The sequence below is a fragment of the Novosphingobium aquimarinum genome (assembly GCF_009746585.1).
GTDB classification, from domain to species: domain Bacteria; phylum Pseudomonadota; class Alphaproteobacteria; order Sphingomonadales; family Sphingomonadaceae; genus Novosphingobium; species Novosphingobium aquimarinum.
This window is the reverse complement of record NZ_WRPO01000008.1, coordinates 76,135-94,433: the sequence shown is the minus strand read 5'-3', so window position 1 is coordinate 94,433 and position 18,299 is coordinate 76,135. Positions and strand designations below refer to the sequence as shown.

The window sequence follows — 18,299 nt, the reverse complement described above, 5'->3', positions numbered from 1 at the left end:
CCGCGCCCCGCTCTATTCCTTGTGCGATGTGCGCCTGGACGCTGCGGTCAGGCGGCGGCGCGCGGCGCTTTGTGGTGATGGTCTGCCAGTGCGTCGCGCAATGCGGTCTCGAACTGGTCGGTCGCCGCTTCCCAGGTGTAGCGTTGACCGAGGGTCAGCGCATCTTCGCGCCGCACTTCGAGCGCACGCGCGACGGCCTTCGTAAGATCCGCATCAACCGCGCCTGCTGCGCGCGGCAAATCCCGTTCGGCGCCTCGTCCGTCGCGGCCCAGAATATCGATCGGGCCAGTGACCGGATAGGCCGCGACCGGCACGCCGCTGGCAAGTGCCTCGATCACGACGAGCCCGAAGGTATCGGTCAGGCTGGGAAAGACGAAGCAATCGGCCGAGCGATAGGCGCTGGCGAGGTCTTGGCCCGCCAGCGCGCCGAGGAAGCGGCAATCGCGATGGCGGCGGCGCAGGGCGTCGAGCGAGGGGCCGTCACCAACCACCACCTTGGTGCCGGGCACCGCCATGTCCAGAAAGGCATCGATGTTCTTTTCGGGCGCGACGCGACCGACATAAAGCAGGATCGGCCCCGGCAGGTCCGCCATCGCCGGATGGCGTGGCCCGTCGGGTCGGAACAGCGCCTGATCGATGCCCCGGCTCCAGCGCGCCGTCGGGCCGATGCCGCGCGCGGCCAGCTCGGTCTCCAGGCTCTGCGTCGAGACGAGCACCGCACGGCTGGGGGCGTGGAAGCGACGCATGATCGGCCAGAACCGTTCGGCGCTGATCCCGGTGCGGACCGCGGCGTATTCGGGAAAGCGGGTGTGGAACGCGCTGGTGAAGGGCACTTGCCGCGCCAGGCACCAGCTGCGCGCGGCCCATCCGATCGGGCCTTCGGTGGCGATGTGGACGAGGTCCGGTGCCGCCATATCGAGCCGGCGCCGCACGCCGAACCGCGGCGCCATCGCCAGCCGGATCGAGGCGTAGCCCGGGAGCGGCACGGTCAGGAACTGTTCGGGCGTCACGCGCTCGACCATCACGCCGCGCCGCTCCAGTTCGGCGATCGTGGTATCCAGTGAGCGGACGACGCCGTTGACTTGCGGGAACCAGGCGTCGGTCGCCAGCGCCAGTTTCACGCGGCGGTCTCGGGCAGCGCGGGGACGTCGGGCTTGGTCCGCTGCTCGGCCGGGCGGCGCTCTGCTTCGGCGAGCTTTTCCGCGGCCCAGTCGATGATCGCCATTGCCCCGAACGCGTCTTCGGCAAGCGCGGTGCAGCTTTCGACCCAGTCGCCGTCGTTGTAATACGTAATGCCGCCAAACTCGCGGATCTCGGCGCAATGGATGTGGCCGCACACCACCCCGTCCATGCCGCGATGGATCGCCTCGGTGGCGACCGCTTCCTCGAAGCTGGAAATGAAGGCGACTGCATTCTTGACGCGCTTCTTCATGTAGGCGCTCAAGGACCAGTAAGGCAGGTGGAACCGCCGGCGCACCGCGTTCATCACGATGTTGGCGCGCAGCAGCAATCCGTATGCCTGGTCCCCGAGGAAGGCGAGCCACTTGGCATAAAGCACGACCCCGTCGAAGCTGTCGCCATGCGTCACCAGCAGGCGGCGGCCGTCGGCGGTTTCGTGCACGGCTTCGAGCACCAGCTCGACGCCGCCGAAGGTCATGCCGGCATAATCGCGCAGCATCTCGTCGTGATTGCCCGCGACGAACACCACGCGGGTGCCGCGATGCGCCATCTTGAGCACGCGGCGCACGACTTCATTGTGCGCGTCGGGCCAGAACCAGCCTTTCCGCAGCCGCCAGCCGTCGACGATGTCGCCGACGAGATACAGGGTCTCGCATTCGACCGAGCGCAGGAAATCGACCAGCATTTCCGCGTTGCAGCCGCGCGTGCCGAGATGGACGTCGGAGATCCAGATCGTGCGATACTTGCGTTTCGGGCGGAACGACTTGGGATCGGGAAGGTCGAGCCATTCCGGGATCCCGCCGCCAGCGAAAAGGGACGCCGGGTCCCGGGATAGTGCATTGTCCGTACGCATGCGCATGTCGCGCTCCCCGTCCGCTTTTCCCGAGTTCGCGCCTACCTTTCGCGCGTTGCGTCATGGTGACGGTACGAGGTCGGTTCGATGACAGGACGCGCCAACCGGGGCGGAAAGGGCAGGAAAATGGCTTGAGTGGCGCTCTTTCATACAATCGTCGCCGTTGTGTCACGTTGCCGTCATCGATCGCTTGCACAAGCGCCATTCGAGCGGGGATGGGGCAGTGCACCGGATCGACATACTCCTGACAAGCGAACTCGACGGCGGCATGGCGCCCTTCCGGCACGACGACCTCAACCTCGTCATCCATCACTGGGCCGGGACGGCGGATCTGCCATTGATCGAGGGCGCGCTGTGGGCCTTCATCGACTGGGTCCTTCCCGGCATGGCGGGGCTCGAAGTGTGCGGCCGGTTGCGCTGCGATCCGCTCACCGCCGGCGCGCATATCACCATGGTGCTCGAGGATGACGACGTCGAGGACCGCAAGCGCGCGCTGCGCACCGGGGCGGACGACTATATGATGGGTCCGCTGACGCGCACCGCGCTGCTCGACCGGATCCTGGGGGCCAATTTGCTGGCGCCGCAGCCGGGCGCCTCGACGCGCTTCTCGCAGGGCGACCTCACGATCGACGTCGCCGCGTTCCAGGCGCGCTGGAAGGGCAAGCCGATCGCGCTGATGCCCAACGAATTCCGGCTGCTGCGTTACTTCGTCGAGCATCCCGGACGCGTGTTCAACCGCAGCCAGCTGATCCTGGCGCTCGGCAAGCAGGAGCCGGCGGTCGACGAGCGGACGGTCGACGTCTGGATTGGCCGGTTGCGCCGCGCGCTCAAGGCGGCGGGGGCCGGAAATCCGCTTCGCACGGTCCGCTCGCTCGGCTACGTCTTCGACGCCGTCTGAGCGCTCCTGCGCCGCGAGCGGCGACGAGGAGAACGTTCGATGATGCGGAGGCGGATATGACCTGGACGACCATCGTGAGTCCCGCCGAACTTGCCGAGGCGCTTGGCGACGGAGGCAATCTCATCGCGGATTGCTCGTTCGATCTCGGCGATACCGAAGCGGGTCGTCGCGCTTATGCCGAGGCGCATCTGCCCGGCGCGGTCTACCTGCACCTCGACGACGATCTGTCCGGCACGCCCGACGGCGGCAATGGCCGCCACCCGCTGCCGGACCGCGCGGCGCTGGCGGCGCTGCTGCGCGAGCTGGGGCTGTCCCACGACACGCAAGTCGTCGCTTACGATCGGAGCGGTGGCTTCTATGCAGCGCGGCTCTGGTGGGAACTGCGCTGGCTCGGGCATGAGGCGGTCGCCGTGCTGGATGGCGGTTTCGCGGCCTGGAGCGCTGCGGGTTTCGCGATCGAGAGCGGCACGGCGCCGACACCGGCGGCCGGCGACTTCGTCGCCAGGGCTTCGCTCGAACCCGAACCTGCCTCGGCGGACGAAATCCTTGCCGATGTGCCGGGCAAAGATCTGCTGGTCGTCGATGCGCGCGATGCCGCTCGGTTTCGCGGCGAGACCCATGCGCTCGATACCGCTTCGGGTCATATCCCCGGCGCGGCCAATCGCTTCTTTCGCGAGAACCTCGACGCCGAGGGCAAGCTGCTTCCCGCTTCGGATCTGCAGTCCGCGTTCGCGCCGCTGCTGGCGCGAGCCGATGGGCGCACGCTGGTCAGCCAGTGCGGTTCGGGGGTCACCGCGTGCCACAACCTCCTGGCGCTCCGCCATGCGGGGATCGAGGGCGCGCGGCTTTATCCCGGTTCGTGGAGCGAGTGGACCAGCGATCCCTCCCGCCCGATCGCGACCGGCGAGGACTGAGCCGAATTGATTCCCGACGCCCCGCTGGCGGGAGGGGCAGCGAGACTTGGCGCTTAGCGCCTAGTCGCAGCGGGGTCGGCATGAAGCATCACCTGCATAAGGCTCACCCCCGGCCCCTCCCGCGAGCGGGAGGGGAGAATTGTCTGTCGCACAAAAATCGGCCCGGCCGCATCGCTGCGACCGGGCCGTCAGGATTGCGGGGCAGGGCGCCCCCGAACGTCTTGGCTTGGTTCAGAACTTGATCGAGGCCGAAGCCGACACGCTCGTGCCGATATCGTAGCTGTTGATCTCGATCCGGGTGGTGCCGTTGTCCTGATATTCCTGGTGGTCGGTACCCGTGAGGTTGCGCATTTCGAACTTCAGTTCGACCGGCATGTTGAGGAAGTTGACTTCCTCGCGCGCGACGATGTCGAGCTGGAAGCCGGGCTTTTCGATGATGTCCGGCAGGTTGTTGAAGCCGCGGCTGACAACGCGCTTGCTGGCGTAGGACATCAACACGGTGAACTGCTGGAGATGATCGGTATCCTCGAAGCCGACCTGGAGGTTGGCCAAATGGTCCGACTGTCCGGTCAGCGGCACGCCGTCGCGGAAGAACAGCGTCGCATCGGTGTTCGACGTACCGAAGATGAAGGTCTCGTCGCCGGGCGAAACCTTGATGTCCGATTGGGTGTACGTGTAGTTCGCGATGAAGATCGCGCGCTTGGTCTCGAACCAGCCGCCCAGATCAAACAGGTCGTAGTTATACTGCAGATCGAACTCGGCGCCGTAGAGCGTCGCCTTCGGGGCGTTGGCGAAGCTCTGGCGAACGCGGCCATCGGCCAGCGTCGAATAGGCTTCGATCGGCCGGTCGATGGTCTTGTAGAAGCCCGCCAGCGAGGCCCTGTTGCGACCCCAGTAGTATTCGGCGCGCGCTTCGGCGTTGATCAGCTCGCTGTCCCGCAGCAGCGGATTGCCGTTGTAGAGGCGCGTGGTTTCCGGGTCCTGATAGGGCTGGAAGATCAGCTCGCGGAACTGCGGACGAGCGATCGTCTTCGACGCGCTGGCCCGCACTTGCAGGCCGTTGTCGAAGTCGTAGGTGATCGTCGCGGCGGGCAGGAAGTAGTCGTTATTGAGCGAGGTCGAGGCATCGAAGGTGTTCGGGGTGTTGAACACCTGCGCCGCGCTCACGGTCTGCTTCGCGGTTTCGTAGCGCACACCAAGATCGACGGTGACGCCGGTGATCGGCGCCAGGCTGACCTGGCCGTAGCCTGCGTTGATCCGCAAGCTGGCGTCGAACGCGGGGGTGTCCTCGGTCAGTTCCTGCAGCACGATCTGATAGGGATCGGTGTTGGCCGGATCCTCGCCGAAGTCGATGACCGCATCGCCCAGCAGGTAGAGCGGGTTCAGATAGCTGAAGCCGCGCGGGAACGCGCTGGAGATGAAGCGGAATTCGCGGCGCGAGGAGAAGCGCTGCGTATCGGTATAGGCATAGCCGACCGTCGCCGTGATCCAGTCGTTCAGGCGATAGCTGACATCGAGACCGCCATAGTAAAGGTCCTCGGTCAGGTCCGAAAACGCGACGCGGGCGTCCGACCGCTGCCCGTCGAGCGTGTTGCGATAGACCTTGATGACGTTGCCGTTCTCATCGGTCGCCTGGATCGGATCGTTCGGGTTGTAGAAGTAGTCGAAGCTATATTCGTACGGCGATTCGCGCGAGGTCTGCGCGTAGCCCGCGCGAAGGTCGACATCGAGGTCCCCGAAGTCGAGCTCGCCCACGAACTGCGTGTCGATCAGCTGGCGTTCGAACCAGTTGGTATCCTGTTCCGCGCTCTCGTTGCCGGTTTCGAAATCCTGGCCGATGCCCAGCACCGACTGCTTGATCGAATCGCGGATGTAGACGTTGGTCCAGCGAAACTTGTGATCGCCCACTTCCAGGCCGAAGCCGAGCAGGCCATTGACCAGCACGCGGTTGTCGGTGGTGAAGGCCTGGGTCGTGCGCTGCAGCGCCAGGTCGGCGTCGGGCGCGAAGTCCTTCTGGATCAGGCGATTGCGCCAGCGGTTGCTGATCGCCATCGTCGCGATCACGCCGAGTCGGGCATCGTCGCCGATGTCGAATGCGGTGCCCCCGGTGATCGAGCCCGACCAGTTCGGCGCGGTGTTCTTGATCCGCTGCAGGGTGACCAGATTGGGCTCGATCAGGTCCTTCTGGATCGCGCGCTGGGTGGCGCGATCGACGCCCGACAGACGCTCGCCGCTGTCGAAGAAGGCCTGCAGCGCGTCGGGCACGTCGCGGGTGCCGTCATCGAAGCCGAACCAATCGTAGTCCGAGCCGTAGACGGTGTAGCTCTGGCGACCTGTGGTCTCGGAATCGCCGCTGATGCCGGCGCTGATGGTGAGGAAGCTTTCTTCGGGAATGGCGCGGGTGGTGAGGTTGATCACGCCGCCGCCGAATTCGCCGGGGAAGTTCGCCGAATAGGTTTTCTGGACCAGCGAGGAGGCGACGATGTTCGTGGGAAAGATGTCGAGCGGGACGACGCGGCTGAGCGGTTCTGGGCTCGGCAGCGGCAGGCCGTTGAGCAGCGCGAGCGAATAGCGATCGCCCAGGCCGCGCACGAAGACGAAGCCGTTGCTCTGGACCGAAAGACCGGTCACGCGGCCCAGCGCGCCGGCGATGTCGCCTTCGCCGGTCCGCGCGATCTGTTCGTTGGTGAGCACCGAGATGACCTGGCTCGAACTGCGCGTCACGTCGCGCGAGCGGCGGCCGGTCACGACGATGTCGCCGCCCGGGATCGAGATCTCCAGCTGCGCTTCGGTTTCGTCGTAATCCTCGGCGGGCGTACCCTCCTGGTCCGCAAGCTCCTGATCGGCGTTCGGGTCTTCCTGAGCAATGGCGCCGGCATTGGCGCCGCCGCTGCCGGTGGTTCCCTGCGCAAATGCCGCACCCGGAAGTGTCAGCGCGGTGGTGAGCAAGAGCAGCCCCGCAAGCTGCTTGCTGTTGGACATGGTAAGCCCCCTCGTTTCAAGTCCGGATAAATTCAAAAGGCGCATTCGCCCGAAGACCAAAGGGGGAGGCGGGGCCGCGAGTGGCAGCCTGCACCTCCCCCGATCGTCGACCGGATCAGTAGACCGGCAGCGAGGTGCAGTTCCCGGTGTTGGTGCCGAAGTTGGCCATGTCCGAGTTGCAGGTCCAACCCGTGTACCAGGTGTCCGAGCTGTCCTTGACGGCGCCGATGTAGCTGACGGCGTCGAAGAAGCTGGAAAGCGTCGTGGGATCGAACGCGGTCACGCCGCTCTCGTTGCTGCCGTTGATGAACAGGCTGGTCAGCGTCGAGGTGTAGCTGGCATTGTTGTTCGAACCGGCGTCGAAGAAGCCCTGGACATCGGCTGCCGTGGGGCCATCGCTGCCGACGAACTGACCCGAGGCGAGGCACGAGAGCTGCACCGACTCGAAGACCGGCGGGCCGTTTTCGTCGGGGCCCGTGGCTTGCGCGGTTTCGGCATGACGGATGCGGATGCACTCGTCGTTGGGGCTGATGATGATGCCGTTGAGCAGCGCGTAGTCGGTACCGCCGCGGAAGTAGACCGCCGCACCGGCATCGGCAGGCGCCGTCGGGCTGATGAACACGAAGTTCGAGATCTTGCTGTCCTGACGCGGCACCGCGTTGCGGTTGTCGTTCGAATCGCCCTCGATGATCGCGTCGTGCGCCCGGTCGCTGTCCTGAACGACGATGGCGTACTGCATGTTGAGCTGCACGCCGGTGTCCGAGTCGATCGAGTCGTCCTCGGCGCCCACCGCGATGTAGTGCTTCATGTTGACATAGCCGCCGAAGAATTCGGCGCCGTCGTCCGAGCTGTTGAACGACTGAATGTAATCGAACTGCGTGCCGGTGCCGGTGCCGCCGGTGGTGAGCGACTGCAGCTCGCTGCCGCCGGTGAGCGTGAAGCCCGAGAAGCGGATCTGGACGTACTTGAGGACGCCCGAGGTGTCGTCGGTGGTGGCGCCGCCGAAGAATGCGGGTGTGGCCGAACCTTCGACCTGGCGTTCGCACTCGATCGTGCCTTCGGCCGCGTTGGGCGCGTCGCAGTCGGTCAACGGTGCGCGGCCACCCAGGACGACACCGCCCCATTGGCCAGAAGAATTGTTGTTGTTGAGGCCCTGGACGTTGTCGCGGCTGGTGAAGACGATCGGCATCGTCTGGGTGCCGGTCGCGTTGATCTTATTGCCGCGGTTCACGTAGAGGAACGAGGAGCCGCTCGAGTAGACGATCACGCCCGGCTGGATCGTCAGCGTGACGTTCGTGTCGGACAGGCCGTCGCTGTCGTCGGGCGTCGGGCCGCCGTCCGAACCGACGTCGACGCGGCCGTTCATGCGATACAGCACGCCCTCGACATAGGGGAGTGTCGACGACTGATCGAAAGTCGCGGGCAGGGTGCAGACGCGATATTCGCCGGTCGGGCCGGAGATCGTGCCTTCGTTGCCGAGACCCGTGGTCGCGGCGATGGTGGGGCAGCCCGCGGCCGGGGTCACCAGCGCGCTGGTCGGCGTGGGTGTGGGCACCGGGGTCGGAGTGGGCGTCGGAGTCGGGTTGTTGATGATGATGTCGCCGCCGGTGCCGGGCGAGGCGAGTTCGTTCGGACCGCAGCCGGCGAGCGCGAGAGCGCTGCAGCCAACGAGCAGCAAGCCATGGATATTCTTCACGTTGGATCCCCCATTGTGTGGTCGAACGACGCGGCGACTCCGTCATCGTTGTTCGGGGCATCTAGGCGGGGGCGGTGACAGTTTGTTGGCGGTAAGATGACACTAATGTGTAACCGTGCGACGGTTTCGTGACAGTGGCGCGATCCGATCGGCGATGGGCTGCGCGACTCCCACGAATCAGGGCGATTCGGAATAACATTGCACTTTTATGACACTTGCTGCATTTTCTTGGAGAAAGCAGGATTCGGCGCGAAACTCCTCGCATCGAAACCAAAACAAGGGAGTTCACTCGGATGTCCGCCACCGCCCTCATCGCCGCCACTCTGCTTGGCCAGTCGGCCTTCTCGCTCGCTATCGATACGCAGCAGGGTCTGTCTCAGGACGTCGCCTATCACGAGCTCTCGCAAGGCCAGTCCGCGGATGCGATCAGCAAGCTCGAGGATTCGCTGCGCATGGATCGCGACGATCCCGCGACGCTGATCAACCTCGGCACCGCCTATGCCCGCATGGGCATGACCGACAAGGCGCTGCGGGCCTACAACGCGGCGATCTCCAGCGACGATCGCTACGACCTCGAACTCGGTGACGGCAGCTGGATGGATTCGCGCGATGCCGCGATGCAGGCCCGCGACAAGCTCGTCACCGCCATGGCGCTCGCGGCGAGTCGCTAAGTCGTTCGAAATCTGCGCGACGGGCGGAGGCGATGGTCGTGCGCCATCCTCCACCGTCGCGCGTGTTGTGCCCTTGCGGGTCGCACCGTCTTGATTAGGGGCGCTCGCTGAAAGCGAGGCCCGGGCCACCGTTCAAAGATAATTCGCGACGAAGCGCGGCCTTTCGATCGCCCGTCGTCACATTGCTGTCATGCCACGGCGTCATCGCGCCCCTTCGAGGGAAGACGATTCGCGTGGGACGACAGACATTGCATCGAAATACGAAAACCGCTCTTTGGTTGGCCGCGATGGTCGCGGCCTTTCCCGGCACGGCCTTTGCGCAAGCCGCGAGCGATCCTGCCGGCAGCGGACCGATCGTGGCCGCACTGGGCTGGCTTCAAGGGACCTTGCTTGGTAATGTCGCCACTGCGGTCGCCGTGATGGCGGTCGCTGCGGTGGGATTCATGATGCTGACAGGCCGGTTGAACTGGCGCTTCGGCGCGACGGTGATCATCGGGGTCTTCGTGCTCTTCGGCGCGGGCTCGATCGTCACGGGCATCCAGTCGGCGGCGGGCGCGGGCTGATGGCGCTGGTGCGCCATCCGGTCCACCGCGCGCTCACGCGCCCGCAAATGTTCGCGGGCGTGACGTACAGCTATTTCATCATCAACGCCGCGGTGACGACCGAGATCTTTCTCATCACCAAGAGCTTCTGGGCGCTGCCCGCAGCCGCTGCCATTCATGGCGCCGGCTACCTTGCCTGCCTGCGCGAACCGCGCGTGTTCGACTTGTGGATCGCCAAGGTCAGCAAGTGCCCGCGCATTCGCAACTGGCAGCGCTGGGGCTGCAACAGCTACGCGCCCTAAGGAAAGAGCGACCATGGCCAAACCGAACTTCGGCAAGATTGCGGGATGGGGCGCCAAGGAAGCGCTTGCCGGCGACCGCCTGCCGTACCTCTCGCTGGTAGACGAAAACGTCATGCTGCTGCGCGACGGTTCGGTGATGCTTTCGCTGATGGTGCCGGGCCTCGCGTTCGAGACCGCCGACACCGACGAGCTCAACGCCCATGCCGCGACGCGCGAAGTGCTGCTGCGCTCCTCGCTCGATGCGCGCTTCGTGCTCTACCATCACGTGATCCGCCGCCGCGTCGAGATCGAGATGGAGGGTACGTTCGACGATCCCATCTCGACGCACATCGACGCACGGTGGCGCACGCGCACCGCGTCGGGCGCGCTCTACGTCAACGACCAGTTCATCACCCTGGTGCGCCGCCCGGCGCGCGGCAAGGCGGGCTGGCCCGACAAGCTGGCGCGCATGATGAAGCGCTCGAAACAAGGTCCGGTGGAAGCCGACCCCGGCGACGTGCGCGCGCTGCGCGCCGCCGCGAGCGCGATGACCGCCTCGCTCGGGGCCTATGGCGCACGGCTGCTGGGCGACTACGAAGGCGCTTCGGGCACTTGTTCCGAAACGCTCGAACTGCTCTCGGCGCTCTACAACGGCGAGATGCGCCCGGTGCGCAAACCCGCCGCCGATACTGATCTTGGTCACATGCTGCCTTATCGCCGCGTCAGCTTCGGGCTCGACGCGCTGGAAGTGCGCGGCGCGGCGGGCTCGACCTTCGCCTCGCTGGTCAGCCTCAAGGACTATCCCGATTCCACCGCGCCGGGCCTTACCGACGCGCTGCTGCGTCTGCCCACCGAGCTGGTGCTGACCGAAAGCTATGCGCCCGCCGACCGGCAGATCGCGCGCGAGCGGATCGATCTCGCCATCCGCCGCTTGAAGTCCGCCGACGAGGAAGCCGTCTCCGAACGGCGGGAGATGATGAGCGCGCGCGATTCCCTCGGCACCGGCGCGGTCGGCTTCGGCGACCATCACTTGTCGGTGCTGGTCCGCTCGCCCAGCCTGGCCGCGCTCGACGATGCTACGGCCGTTTGCGCCGCCGCGCTCGCCGATGCGGGCGCGATCGCGGTGCGCGAGGACGTCAACCTCGAGCCTGGCTTCTGGGGCCAGTTCCCCGGTAACGAGAGCTACATCGTCCGCCGCGCGCTGATCTCCAGCGCCAACATGGCCTGCTTCGGCAGCCTCCACGGCTTTGCCATGGGCCAGGCGAGCGGCAACCACTGGGGCGACGCGGTGACGCTGCTTGCCACCACCAGCGCGACGCCGTTCTTCTTCAATTTCCATCAGGGCGATCTGGGCAACTTCACCGTGATCGGCCCCTCGGGCTCGGGCAAGACGGTGGTGATGAACTTCCTCGCCGCGCAGGCGCAGAAGTTCTCCCCGCGCACCATCCTGTTCGACAAGGATCGCGGCGCCGAAGTCTTCCTGCGCGGCATCGGCGGGACCTATTCGCGGATCGCGGCGGGCCATCCGACCGGCTTCAACCCGCTGGCGCTCCCCGACAGCCCGAACAACCGCGCCTTCCTGCGTGACTGGCTCGGCGTGCTGCTCAAGGCCAATGGCCCCGAGGAATTGACGACGATCGCCAACGCGGTCGACGCGGCCTATGCCAATGATCCCTTCCTGCGCCGCCTTTCGCACTTTCGCGAACTGCTTGCGGGCGCGCGCCGGCCCGAGCCTGGCGACCTCGCCAGCCGCCTCGACGCGTGGATTGGCGCAGGCGAGCACGGCTGGCTGTTCGACAACGCCGAGGACAAGCTCGACCTCTCGGCCAGCAAGCTCGGCTTCGACATGACCGCGCTGCTCGAAAGCCCGCGCCTGCGCACGCCGGTGATGATGTACTTGTTCCACCGCATCGAGGAACGCCTCGACGGTGAGCCGACGATGATCCTGATCGACGAGGGCTGGAAGGCGCTCGACGACGAGGTCTTCGCCGCGCGCATCCGCGATTGGCTGAAAACGCTGCGCAAGCGCAATGCCCTCGTGGGCTTCGCCACCCAGTCGGCGCGCGACGCGCTCGATTCCAAGATCGCCACCGCGCTGGTCGAACAGACCGCGACGATGCTGTTCATGCCCAATGCCCGCGCCCGCTACGAGGACTACTGCGAAGGCTTCGGCCTCACCGAGCACGAACTCGACGTGATCCGCACGCTGCCCGCGCAATCGCGCTGCTTCCTCATCCGCCAGTCGGACGCCTCGGTGGTGGTGCGCCTCGATCTGTCAGGCATGCCCGAAGTGCTGACGCTGCTCTCGGGCCGCGAAAGCACCGTGCGCAAGCTCGATACCTTGCGCGAACGCTACGGCGACGATCCCGCCGCCTGGTACCCCGTGCTCACCGGCGCCAACTGGCCAGGTGATGCCGAAGATGGCGCGATCTGGACCGAGGCCGCCGAATGAGCGTCGCCTGCGATCAGCTGACCGAAGGCGCCTCGGCAGGCGTCGCTCCCGCATTGCGCGCAGTCGACTGCGTCGCGAACGAGATGACGGCTGATGCATTCAGTCGCCTGTTCGGCGCGGGCGGGGCGATGGGGCCGGTGCTCACGATCCTGCTCACGCTCTATATCGCCTTTTTCGCGATCTCGTTGCTCACCGGGCGTTCGTCGCTGGGCATTTCGGCGCTGACGCCGCGCATGCTGACGCTGGGCCTGGTGCTGACCTTCGCGACGAGCTGGATCGCCTACCAGGGCGTGATGTGGAACCTCGCGCTGGGCGGCCCCGACTGGATCGCCTCGGTGCTGATGGGCACCAAAGGCTCCGCGACACAGATTTTCGGCGACCGCATCGACGTGATCTTCGCCGCGATCACCAATGTCGCGGAGAACGCCGGCAGCACGGGCGGTAACGCCGGCGGGGCCGCGGGCGGCGGTGCGGCGGCGGGCCTGTTTACCCCGGATTCGGTCATGTGGCTGGGTGCGCTGATGCTGATGCTCGGCACGGTCGGGATACTGCTGACCGCACGGATCGCGCTTGCCGTCCTCCTTGCGATCGGCCCGATCTTCGTCGTCATGGCGCTGTTTCCCGGCACCCGGGGCCTCACTGCCGGCTGGCTGCGCGGCGTTGCGCTCACCGCGCTGACGCCGCTGTTTGTCGTGCTCGGCGGCGGCATCACGATCGAACTGCTGGTGCCGATCATCCGCGCGCTGTCTTCCAATCTCACCGAGATCGACGGGCGCGCGGCGATGGCGCTGTTCCTCGTCGCGGCGGTGCATTGCGCGCTGATGGTCATGGTGTTCAAGGTCGCGGGCACGCTGGTCGCGGGCTGGCAGGTGTTCGGACTCGCACGGTCGGAGAAATCGTCCGAATCGATCGACACCGCTGCCGCGCGCGGAGCTGCGGCCTACGCCGCCGCATCCGGCCAGGTTGCGCCGTCCGCTGCCGCGATGACCTCGGGCAGCGGCGGGCGCCCATCCATGGCCGTCGCGGCGGCCGCTTCGGCACCCGCGATCGGCGCGGGCTCGAGCGAGGGCGCTTCACACCACGGCGGCGATCGCCGCACCGTCATCACCCAGATCAGCGGCGGCGGCATCGAACCGCTGGCTCCGCGCGCGGGATCGCGCGCCAAGGGCATCGGCAGCCGCTTTCGCAGTCCGTCCAATGACACTGGCCGCACGCCAGTGAAGGAGATCAAACGATGAAACGCGGCACGCTCCTCGCCGCTGCGGCGCCATTTTCGATCCTGGCGGCCGCGCTGACGCTTTCCGGCCCTGCGCGGGCCGACGACCGGTTGGTCGAACGGCTCTACAAGGAAGACCAGGTTGTGCGCATCGACGGCGCGCTTGGCGTTCAGGCGACGATCGCGTTCGACGAGGACGAAGCGATCGAGAACGTCGCGGTGGGCGATTCGGCCAAGTGGCAGATCACGCCCAACAAGCGCGCCAACCTGCTGTTCGTAAAGCCGCTGGAAGGCGGCGCGCGCACCAATATGACCGTGGTGACCGATCGCCACACGTATTTCTTCGACCTCGTCGCGAGCAACAAGGCGAAGCCGCTGTACATGCTGCGCTTCACCTATCCCGACAAGAAGGCCGTGCCCGACAGCGTGGCGCCCTCGATGGTCGCGGCGCTGACGGGCGAGGAGCAAGCGGCGGCGAGCGGCGTGGTGCCGTCCGACGAGCCCGATCCCGCCATGCTCAACTTCGCCTGGAAGCGCATGGGCGATGCCAAGATCCAGCCCGCCCGCGTCTACGACGACGGTGCCGCGACTTATCTGCTGTGGAGCGGCGTGCAGGACGTGCCCGCAATCCTCGTTAAGAACGAGCAGGGCGAGTTGGGGCCGGTGAACTATTCGGTGCGCGGTACGACCATCGTCATCGACGCGGTTCCGCGCGAAATTCTGCTGCGTTCGGGCAAGTCGCAAGCCACGCTCGAGAACGAGCGGCCCGAAGCCGGGGCCACCGCACGCGCCGGCGCGTCGGCTTTCGCCGCGCGCACGACATTCGAAAAGGGAAATTGACCATGGCGCCAAACACAGCTTTCCGCGAACGCCGCGCCCCCGATGCGGACAACGATCCGCGCGAGAGCGAGGGCGCCGAGGTTATCGACCTCGCCACTCGCTCGGTCCTGCCGCAAGTCTCGCAGCGCAAGAAGGCGGACGGGATGGGCCTGGCCGCCGGCGTGCTGATCGTCGCTGCCTTGGGCGCGGTGACCCTGTGGAGCATGGACGCCGCGCGCAATGGCCCGAAGGAAGAGGCGGTGCAGCCCGCCCCTGTCACCCCGGCGCCCGCCGCGCCGATGGCCGCGCCCCCGATGCAGGCCGCAGCGCCAGCGCCGGCACAGCCCCGCACGCTCGCCGCGCCCGCGCCGCAGCCGGTGCTCTCCGCGCCGCCGGTGCAATCGCTCGGGCCCCAGTCGAACCCGCATGCCAGCCCGACCGTGGTGTTCGACGCGGGCGGCAATGCCGTCGCCGTCGTGCCGGGCGCGCCGTCCGGAGCCGGCGTCGCCAGCGCCGGGAATGCGGGTGACGATTTCGCCGCGCGCATCGGCGGCGTCGGCGGAGCCGCCGCTTCGGCCGCGCGCTCGTTCGATCCCGCCACCACCGTCTCGCAAGGCACGCTGATCCCGGCGGTGCTCGAGACCGCGATCGACACCAGCGTGCCCGGCTATGTCCGCGCCATCGTGTCGACCGACGTGCGCAGTTTCGACGGCAAGAAGACGCTGATCCCGCGCTCCTCGCGGCTCATCGGTGAGTACAAGAGCAGCAACGCGCAAGGCCAGAAGCGGGCCTATGTGGTATGGACGCGCCTGATCCGGCCGGACGGTGTCTCGGTCAATCTGGGTTCGCCCGCGATAGGTTTTGGCGGCGAGACGGGGCTGAAGGGCAAGGTCAACAGCCACTTCTTCGAACGCTTCGGCTCGGCCATGCTGCTGTCGGTGGTCGGCGGTCTCACGACGCTGGCGGGCAACGCCTCGGTCGTCGTCGGCGGCGGCAGCTCGGCGGCGGCGCAGGCCGTGCAGCAGGGCTCGAACGTCGGCCCCACGATCCGCGTGCGCCAAGGCGAACCGATCCGCGTGTTCACTGCCAAGGATCTCGATTTCTCGCAGGTCTCGTGATCCCGTGGCAGCCGACGTCCATCCGATCCAGCCTGGTCTCGTCGCGTCGATGAGCTCCGGCGAGACCCCGCCCGGCGCGCCGCCGCCGGTGCCCTTCGTGCGCAGCGTCTATCTCGACGCTTATCTCGCGCCGCTGCGCCCCTGGCTCGATCGCGAGACGGTGACCGAGATTCTGGTCAACCGCCCCGGCGAAGTGTGGATCGAGGACGCGGCGCATGCCGGTATGCAGAAGGTCATGCTGCCGCAGATGGACAACCAGCTGCTGCAGCGCCTAGCCGAGCAAGTCGCGCGGATCAGCCATCAGGGCATCAACCGCGAGCACCCGCTGCTCGCCGCGACTTTGCCCGACGCCCATGACCGTTCGGGCGCGCGCATCCAGCTCATCGGTCCGCCCGCGACGCGCGCCAACTGGGCGATGGCGATCCGCCGCCACCGCCTGCTCGACTTGCCGCTCGATGCCTACGATCGCGGCCCGATCGTGCCTCCGGTCGATGAACCCATGCCCGATCCGATGGCCGAGCCCATCGCGCACTTGCGCGAAGCGATCCGGCGGCGGCGCACGATCCTGATCTCGGGCGGCACCTCGACCGGCAAGACCACCTTCCTCAACGCCATGCTCGGCGAAATCCCTTCGGACGAACGCGTCGTCGTGGTCGAGGACACCGCCGAACTGCGCCTGCCGGGCGAAAACGGCGTCGGCCTGATCGCAGTGAAAGGCGAGCTGGGCGAGGCCAAGGTTTCGGCCAACGACTTGCTCCAGGCCGCGCTGCGCCTGCGCCCCGACCGCATCGTGCTGGGCGAGCTGCGTGGCGGCGAGACGGTGAGCTTCCTGCGCGCGATCAACACCGGCCACCCCGGCTCGTTCTCGACTGTCCACGCCAATTCCCCGCGCGGCGCGCTCGAACAGATCGCGCTGATGTCCATGCAGACCGGCATCGGCCTGACCCGCGCCGAAACGCTGGAATACGCCGCCTCGGTGATCGACATCGTCGTCCAGCTCGATCGTGTAGAAGGCAAACGCGGCATCTCGCAGATCGCGGAGAGTGCGACGCTGGTTTGAGCGATGGCGGTGCGGCGAACGCGGTCAGACACTTAGGTTCTGGCAGTCGCGTGCATTGGCAAGCCGCTTGATGGTCGAAAAAATCAGCGTTTCAAGCTGTCCATTTCAGCGGGGAGCGCTCCACCCTCAAACCCCCTCCGCCACTTTCACGTCCCATTCCAGGCCCAGCCATTCGCTGAGGCGGCGCATGTCCTTGGCCATGGCGTTGGCGTAGAGGGCTTCCATTGCGGGTTCGAGCAGCAGCACGATGCGGCCGCCTTCGCGGCGCACGGCGGTCTGCGCCAGGGCTTCGTCGGTGCAGGCGGTGAGGCGGCGGCACAGGCGCAGGGCGAGGCCCCAGCCGATCGCGGCGTCGAGGTCTTCGCGGCTGGCGAGGCGGTCGAATTCGGGGGGGACTTCGGTGATGCCCGAGTTGGCGATCACGGTCATCGCCATGACCGCGCGGCCATGGGCGTCGAGGCCGACCCAGCGCTTGCGCAGCGCCCAGGCCATCGCTTGTTCGGTGCGCATGTTGGGTTCGCTGCGCATGGCCGAAAGCGCCAACATCGTCGCGCCGAGGTGCAGCGCTTCCTGACCCTCCAGGGCGAACAACGGCGCCACCCAATCGGCGACCTTGCGCGCATGGGCCGGCTCCACCAGCGATCCGGCGACGAAGGCCTCGACGCCCGCCAGCATCGGATCGAGCGCCTGCGTTTCGGGATCGAGCTGCGCGAACAGCAGTCCTTCGCGCAGGCCCCACGAGGAGAACACGACCGTCGAAGGCTGGATCCGTTCGATCAGCTGGCCGAGCAGCGCCGCCGCATCGGGCAGCGTCGCCAGGCGCGACGAGGAAATGCGCGGGTCGGGATCGTCGATCTTGCCCTTTTCCAGCGCGCGGCAAGTGCGCAGCGCGGCCTCGGCGGAAATTACGAAGCCGTGCGGATCGTCCAGCGGCCAGTCGATCCGACGCATCGCCTGCAGCGCCAGCGCGCGCCAGGAACCGCCGACGATGTAGAGCGGCTTGCCCTTGCCCGATTTCCACTCGGCTCGCGCCAGGCCATCGCGCACGGTGGCCGCGAAACGCTCGGCGCCATCGGCGCGGAGAGCGGGCAGCCGAAGCGTGCCGTACGGCAGGGAGATGCCGCCCGGCTTGGCCTTGCCGTCGACGCCCACCAGTTCGAGACTGCCGCCGCCCAGATCGCCCACCGTGCCTTTCGCGCCGGGAAAGGCGGCGATGACGCCGGTCGCGCTCGCCATCGCTTCCTGTTCGCCCGTAAGCAATCTGGGTTCGAGGCCGAGATCGCGCACTGCCGCAAGAAACTCAGGCCCGTTCGCGGCATCGCGCGCGGCGGCGGTGGCCACGCATTCCACGCTGTTGACGCCGGACAGGGTGAGCATCTTGGCAAAGCGCGCCAGCGCGCCGAGCGCGGTTTCCACCGCCTTGTCCGCCAGCCGCCCGGTCTCGCCCAGCTCGCGGCCGAGTTTCGCGGTCACCTTTTCGTTCAGGATCACGACGGGCGCGCGCGGTGGGCCGTTGTAGATGACCAGCCGAACGGTGTTCGATCCGATATCGATAATGGCGCGCTTGATAGCCCGCGTGCCCGAGTGGCTGTTGCCGGTCATGTCATCCATAGCGATT

At 66.9% G+C, this 18,299-nt stretch carries 15 protein-coding genes; 10 read left to right on the top strand and 5 right to left on the bottom strand.

Annotation, left to right across the window (positions count from 1 at the left end; genetic code table 11):
- Window positions 1-47: 47 nt before the first annotated feature.
- Together GQO94_RS10545 and GQO94_RS10540 are read right to left on the bottom strand one after the other, a co-directional pair.
- Window positions 48-1,121 (bottom strand): glycosyltransferase family 4 protein, encoded by a 1,074-nt coding sequence (locus tag GQO94_RS10545; protein WP_156841163.1) that lies wholly within the window; start codon window positions 1,119-1,121, stop codon window positions 48-50.
- Window positions 1,118-2,032, bottom strand: coding sequence for a UDP-2,3-diacylglucosamine diphosphatase (locus tag GQO94_RS10540; RefSeq protein ID WP_156841256.1), 915 nt, complete (start codon window positions 2,030-2,032; stop codon window positions 1,118-1,120). Before GQO94_RS10540 ends, GQO94_RS10545 begins: the two co-directional genes overlap by 4 nt.
- Window positions 2,033-2,255: 223 nt before the next feature.
- Here GQO94_RS10540 and GQO94_RS10535 point away from each other — a divergent pair, with 223 nt between their 5' ends.
- Both GQO94_RS10535 and GQO94_RS10530 read left to right on the top strand, forming a co-directional pair.
- The gene (locus tag GQO94_RS10535; protein WP_156841161.1) at window positions 2,256-2,930 is read left to right on the top strand and encodes a response regulator transcription factor; all 675 of its coding nucleotides are present in this window, start codon (window positions 2,256-2,258) and stop codon (window positions 2,928-2,930) included.
- A gap of 56 nt (window positions 2,931-2,986) precedes the next feature.
- Window positions 2,987-3,844 carry a sulfurtransferase gene (locus GQO94_RS10530; protein ID WP_156841159.1) on the top strand — a complete coding sequence of 286 codons (858 nt, stop codon included), beginning with the start codon at window positions 2,987-2,989 and terminating at the stop codon, window positions 3,842-3,844.
- Window positions 3,845-4,075: 231 nt separating this feature from the next.
- On the opposite strand, the gene GQO94_RS10525 is transcribed toward GQO94_RS10530, so the two are convergent.
- On the bottom strand, window positions 4,076-6,826 hold the full coding sequence (locus tag GQO94_RS10525) for a TonB-dependent receptor domain-containing protein (RefSeq protein ID WP_156841157.1): 2,751 nt from the start codon (window positions 6,824-6,826) through the stop codon (window positions 4,076-4,078).
- 115 nt (window positions 6,827-6,941) lie between these two features.
- On the bottom strand, window positions 6,942-8,522 hold the full coding sequence (locus GQO94_RS10520) for a hypothetical protein (protein ID WP_156841155.1): 1,581 nt from the start codon (window positions 8,520-8,522) through the stop codon (window positions 6,942-6,944).
- A gap of 293 nt (window positions 8,523-8,815) precedes the next feature.
- Here GQO94_RS10520 and GQO94_RS10515 point away from each other — a divergent pair, with 293 nt between their 5' ends.
- From GQO94_RS10515 to virB11, 8 genes are all read left to right on the top strand, one after another.
- Window positions 8,816-9,193, top strand: a complete 378-nt coding sequence (locus tag GQO94_RS10515; protein WP_156841153.1) for a tetratricopeptide repeat protein — start codon at window positions 8,816-8,818, stop codon at window positions 9,191-9,193.
- Window positions 9,194-9,441: 248 nt separating this feature from the next.
- A complete protein-coding gene (locus GQO94_RS10510; RefSeq protein WP_408636614.1) occupies window positions 9,442-9,756 on the top strand; it encodes a TrbC/VirB2 family protein in 315 nt (104 codons plus the stop codon).
- Window positions 9,756-10,037, top strand: coding sequence for a type IV secretion system protein VirB3 (locus GQO94_RS10505; RefSeq protein ID WP_156841151.1), 282 nt, complete (start codon window positions 9,756-9,758; stop codon window positions 10,035-10,037). The genes GQO94_RS10510 and GQO94_RS10505 overlap by 1 nt, the downstream gene beginning before the upstream one ends.
- 13 nt (window positions 10,038-10,050) lie before the next feature.
- Window positions 10,051-12,468 carry a VirB4 family type IV secretion/conjugal transfer ATPase gene (locus GQO94_RS10500; RefSeq protein WP_156841149.1) on the top strand — a complete coding sequence of 806 codons (2,418 nt, stop codon included), beginning with the start codon at window positions 10,051-10,053 and terminating at the stop codon, window positions 12,466-12,468.
- Complete coding sequence (locus GQO94_RS10495; RefSeq protein WP_156841147.1) at window positions 12,465-13,706, top strand: type IV secretion system protein; 1,242 nt, start codon at window positions 12,465-12,467, stop codon at window positions 13,704-13,706. Before GQO94_RS10500 ends, GQO94_RS10495 begins: the two co-directional genes overlap by 4 nt.
- Complete coding sequence (locus GQO94_RS10490; RefSeq protein WP_156841145.1) at window positions 13,703-14,524, top strand: TrbG/VirB9 family P-type conjugative transfer protein; 822 nt, start codon at window positions 13,703-13,705, stop codon at window positions 14,522-14,524. Before GQO94_RS10495 ends, GQO94_RS10490 begins: the two co-directional genes overlap by 4 nt.
- 2 nt (window positions 14,525-14,526) lie before the next feature.
- The gene (locus GQO94_RS10485) at window positions 14,527-15,621 is read left to right on the top strand and encodes a TrbI/VirB10 family protein (protein ID WP_156841143.1); all 1,095 of its coding nucleotides are present in this window, start codon (window positions 14,527-14,529) and stop codon (window positions 15,619-15,621) included.
- A gap of 49 nt (window positions 15,622-15,670) precedes the next feature.
- On the top strand, window positions 15,671-16,681 hold the full coding sequence (gene virB11 / locus GQO94_RS10480) for a P-type DNA transfer ATPase VirB11 (protein WP_156841253.1): 1,011 nt from the start codon (window positions 15,671-15,673) through the stop codon (window positions 16,679-16,681).
- A 126-nt stretch (window positions 16,682-16,807) separates the two neighbouring features.
- Here the strand turns inward: virB11 and GQO94_RS10475 are convergent, their stop codons facing one another.
- Window positions 16,808-18,292, bottom strand: coding sequence for a Ppx/GppA phosphatase family protein (locus GQO94_RS10475; RefSeq protein WP_232332876.1), 1,485 nt, complete (start codon window positions 18,290-18,292; stop codon window positions 16,808-16,810).
- Window positions 18,293-18,299 lie beyond the last annotated feature (7 nt).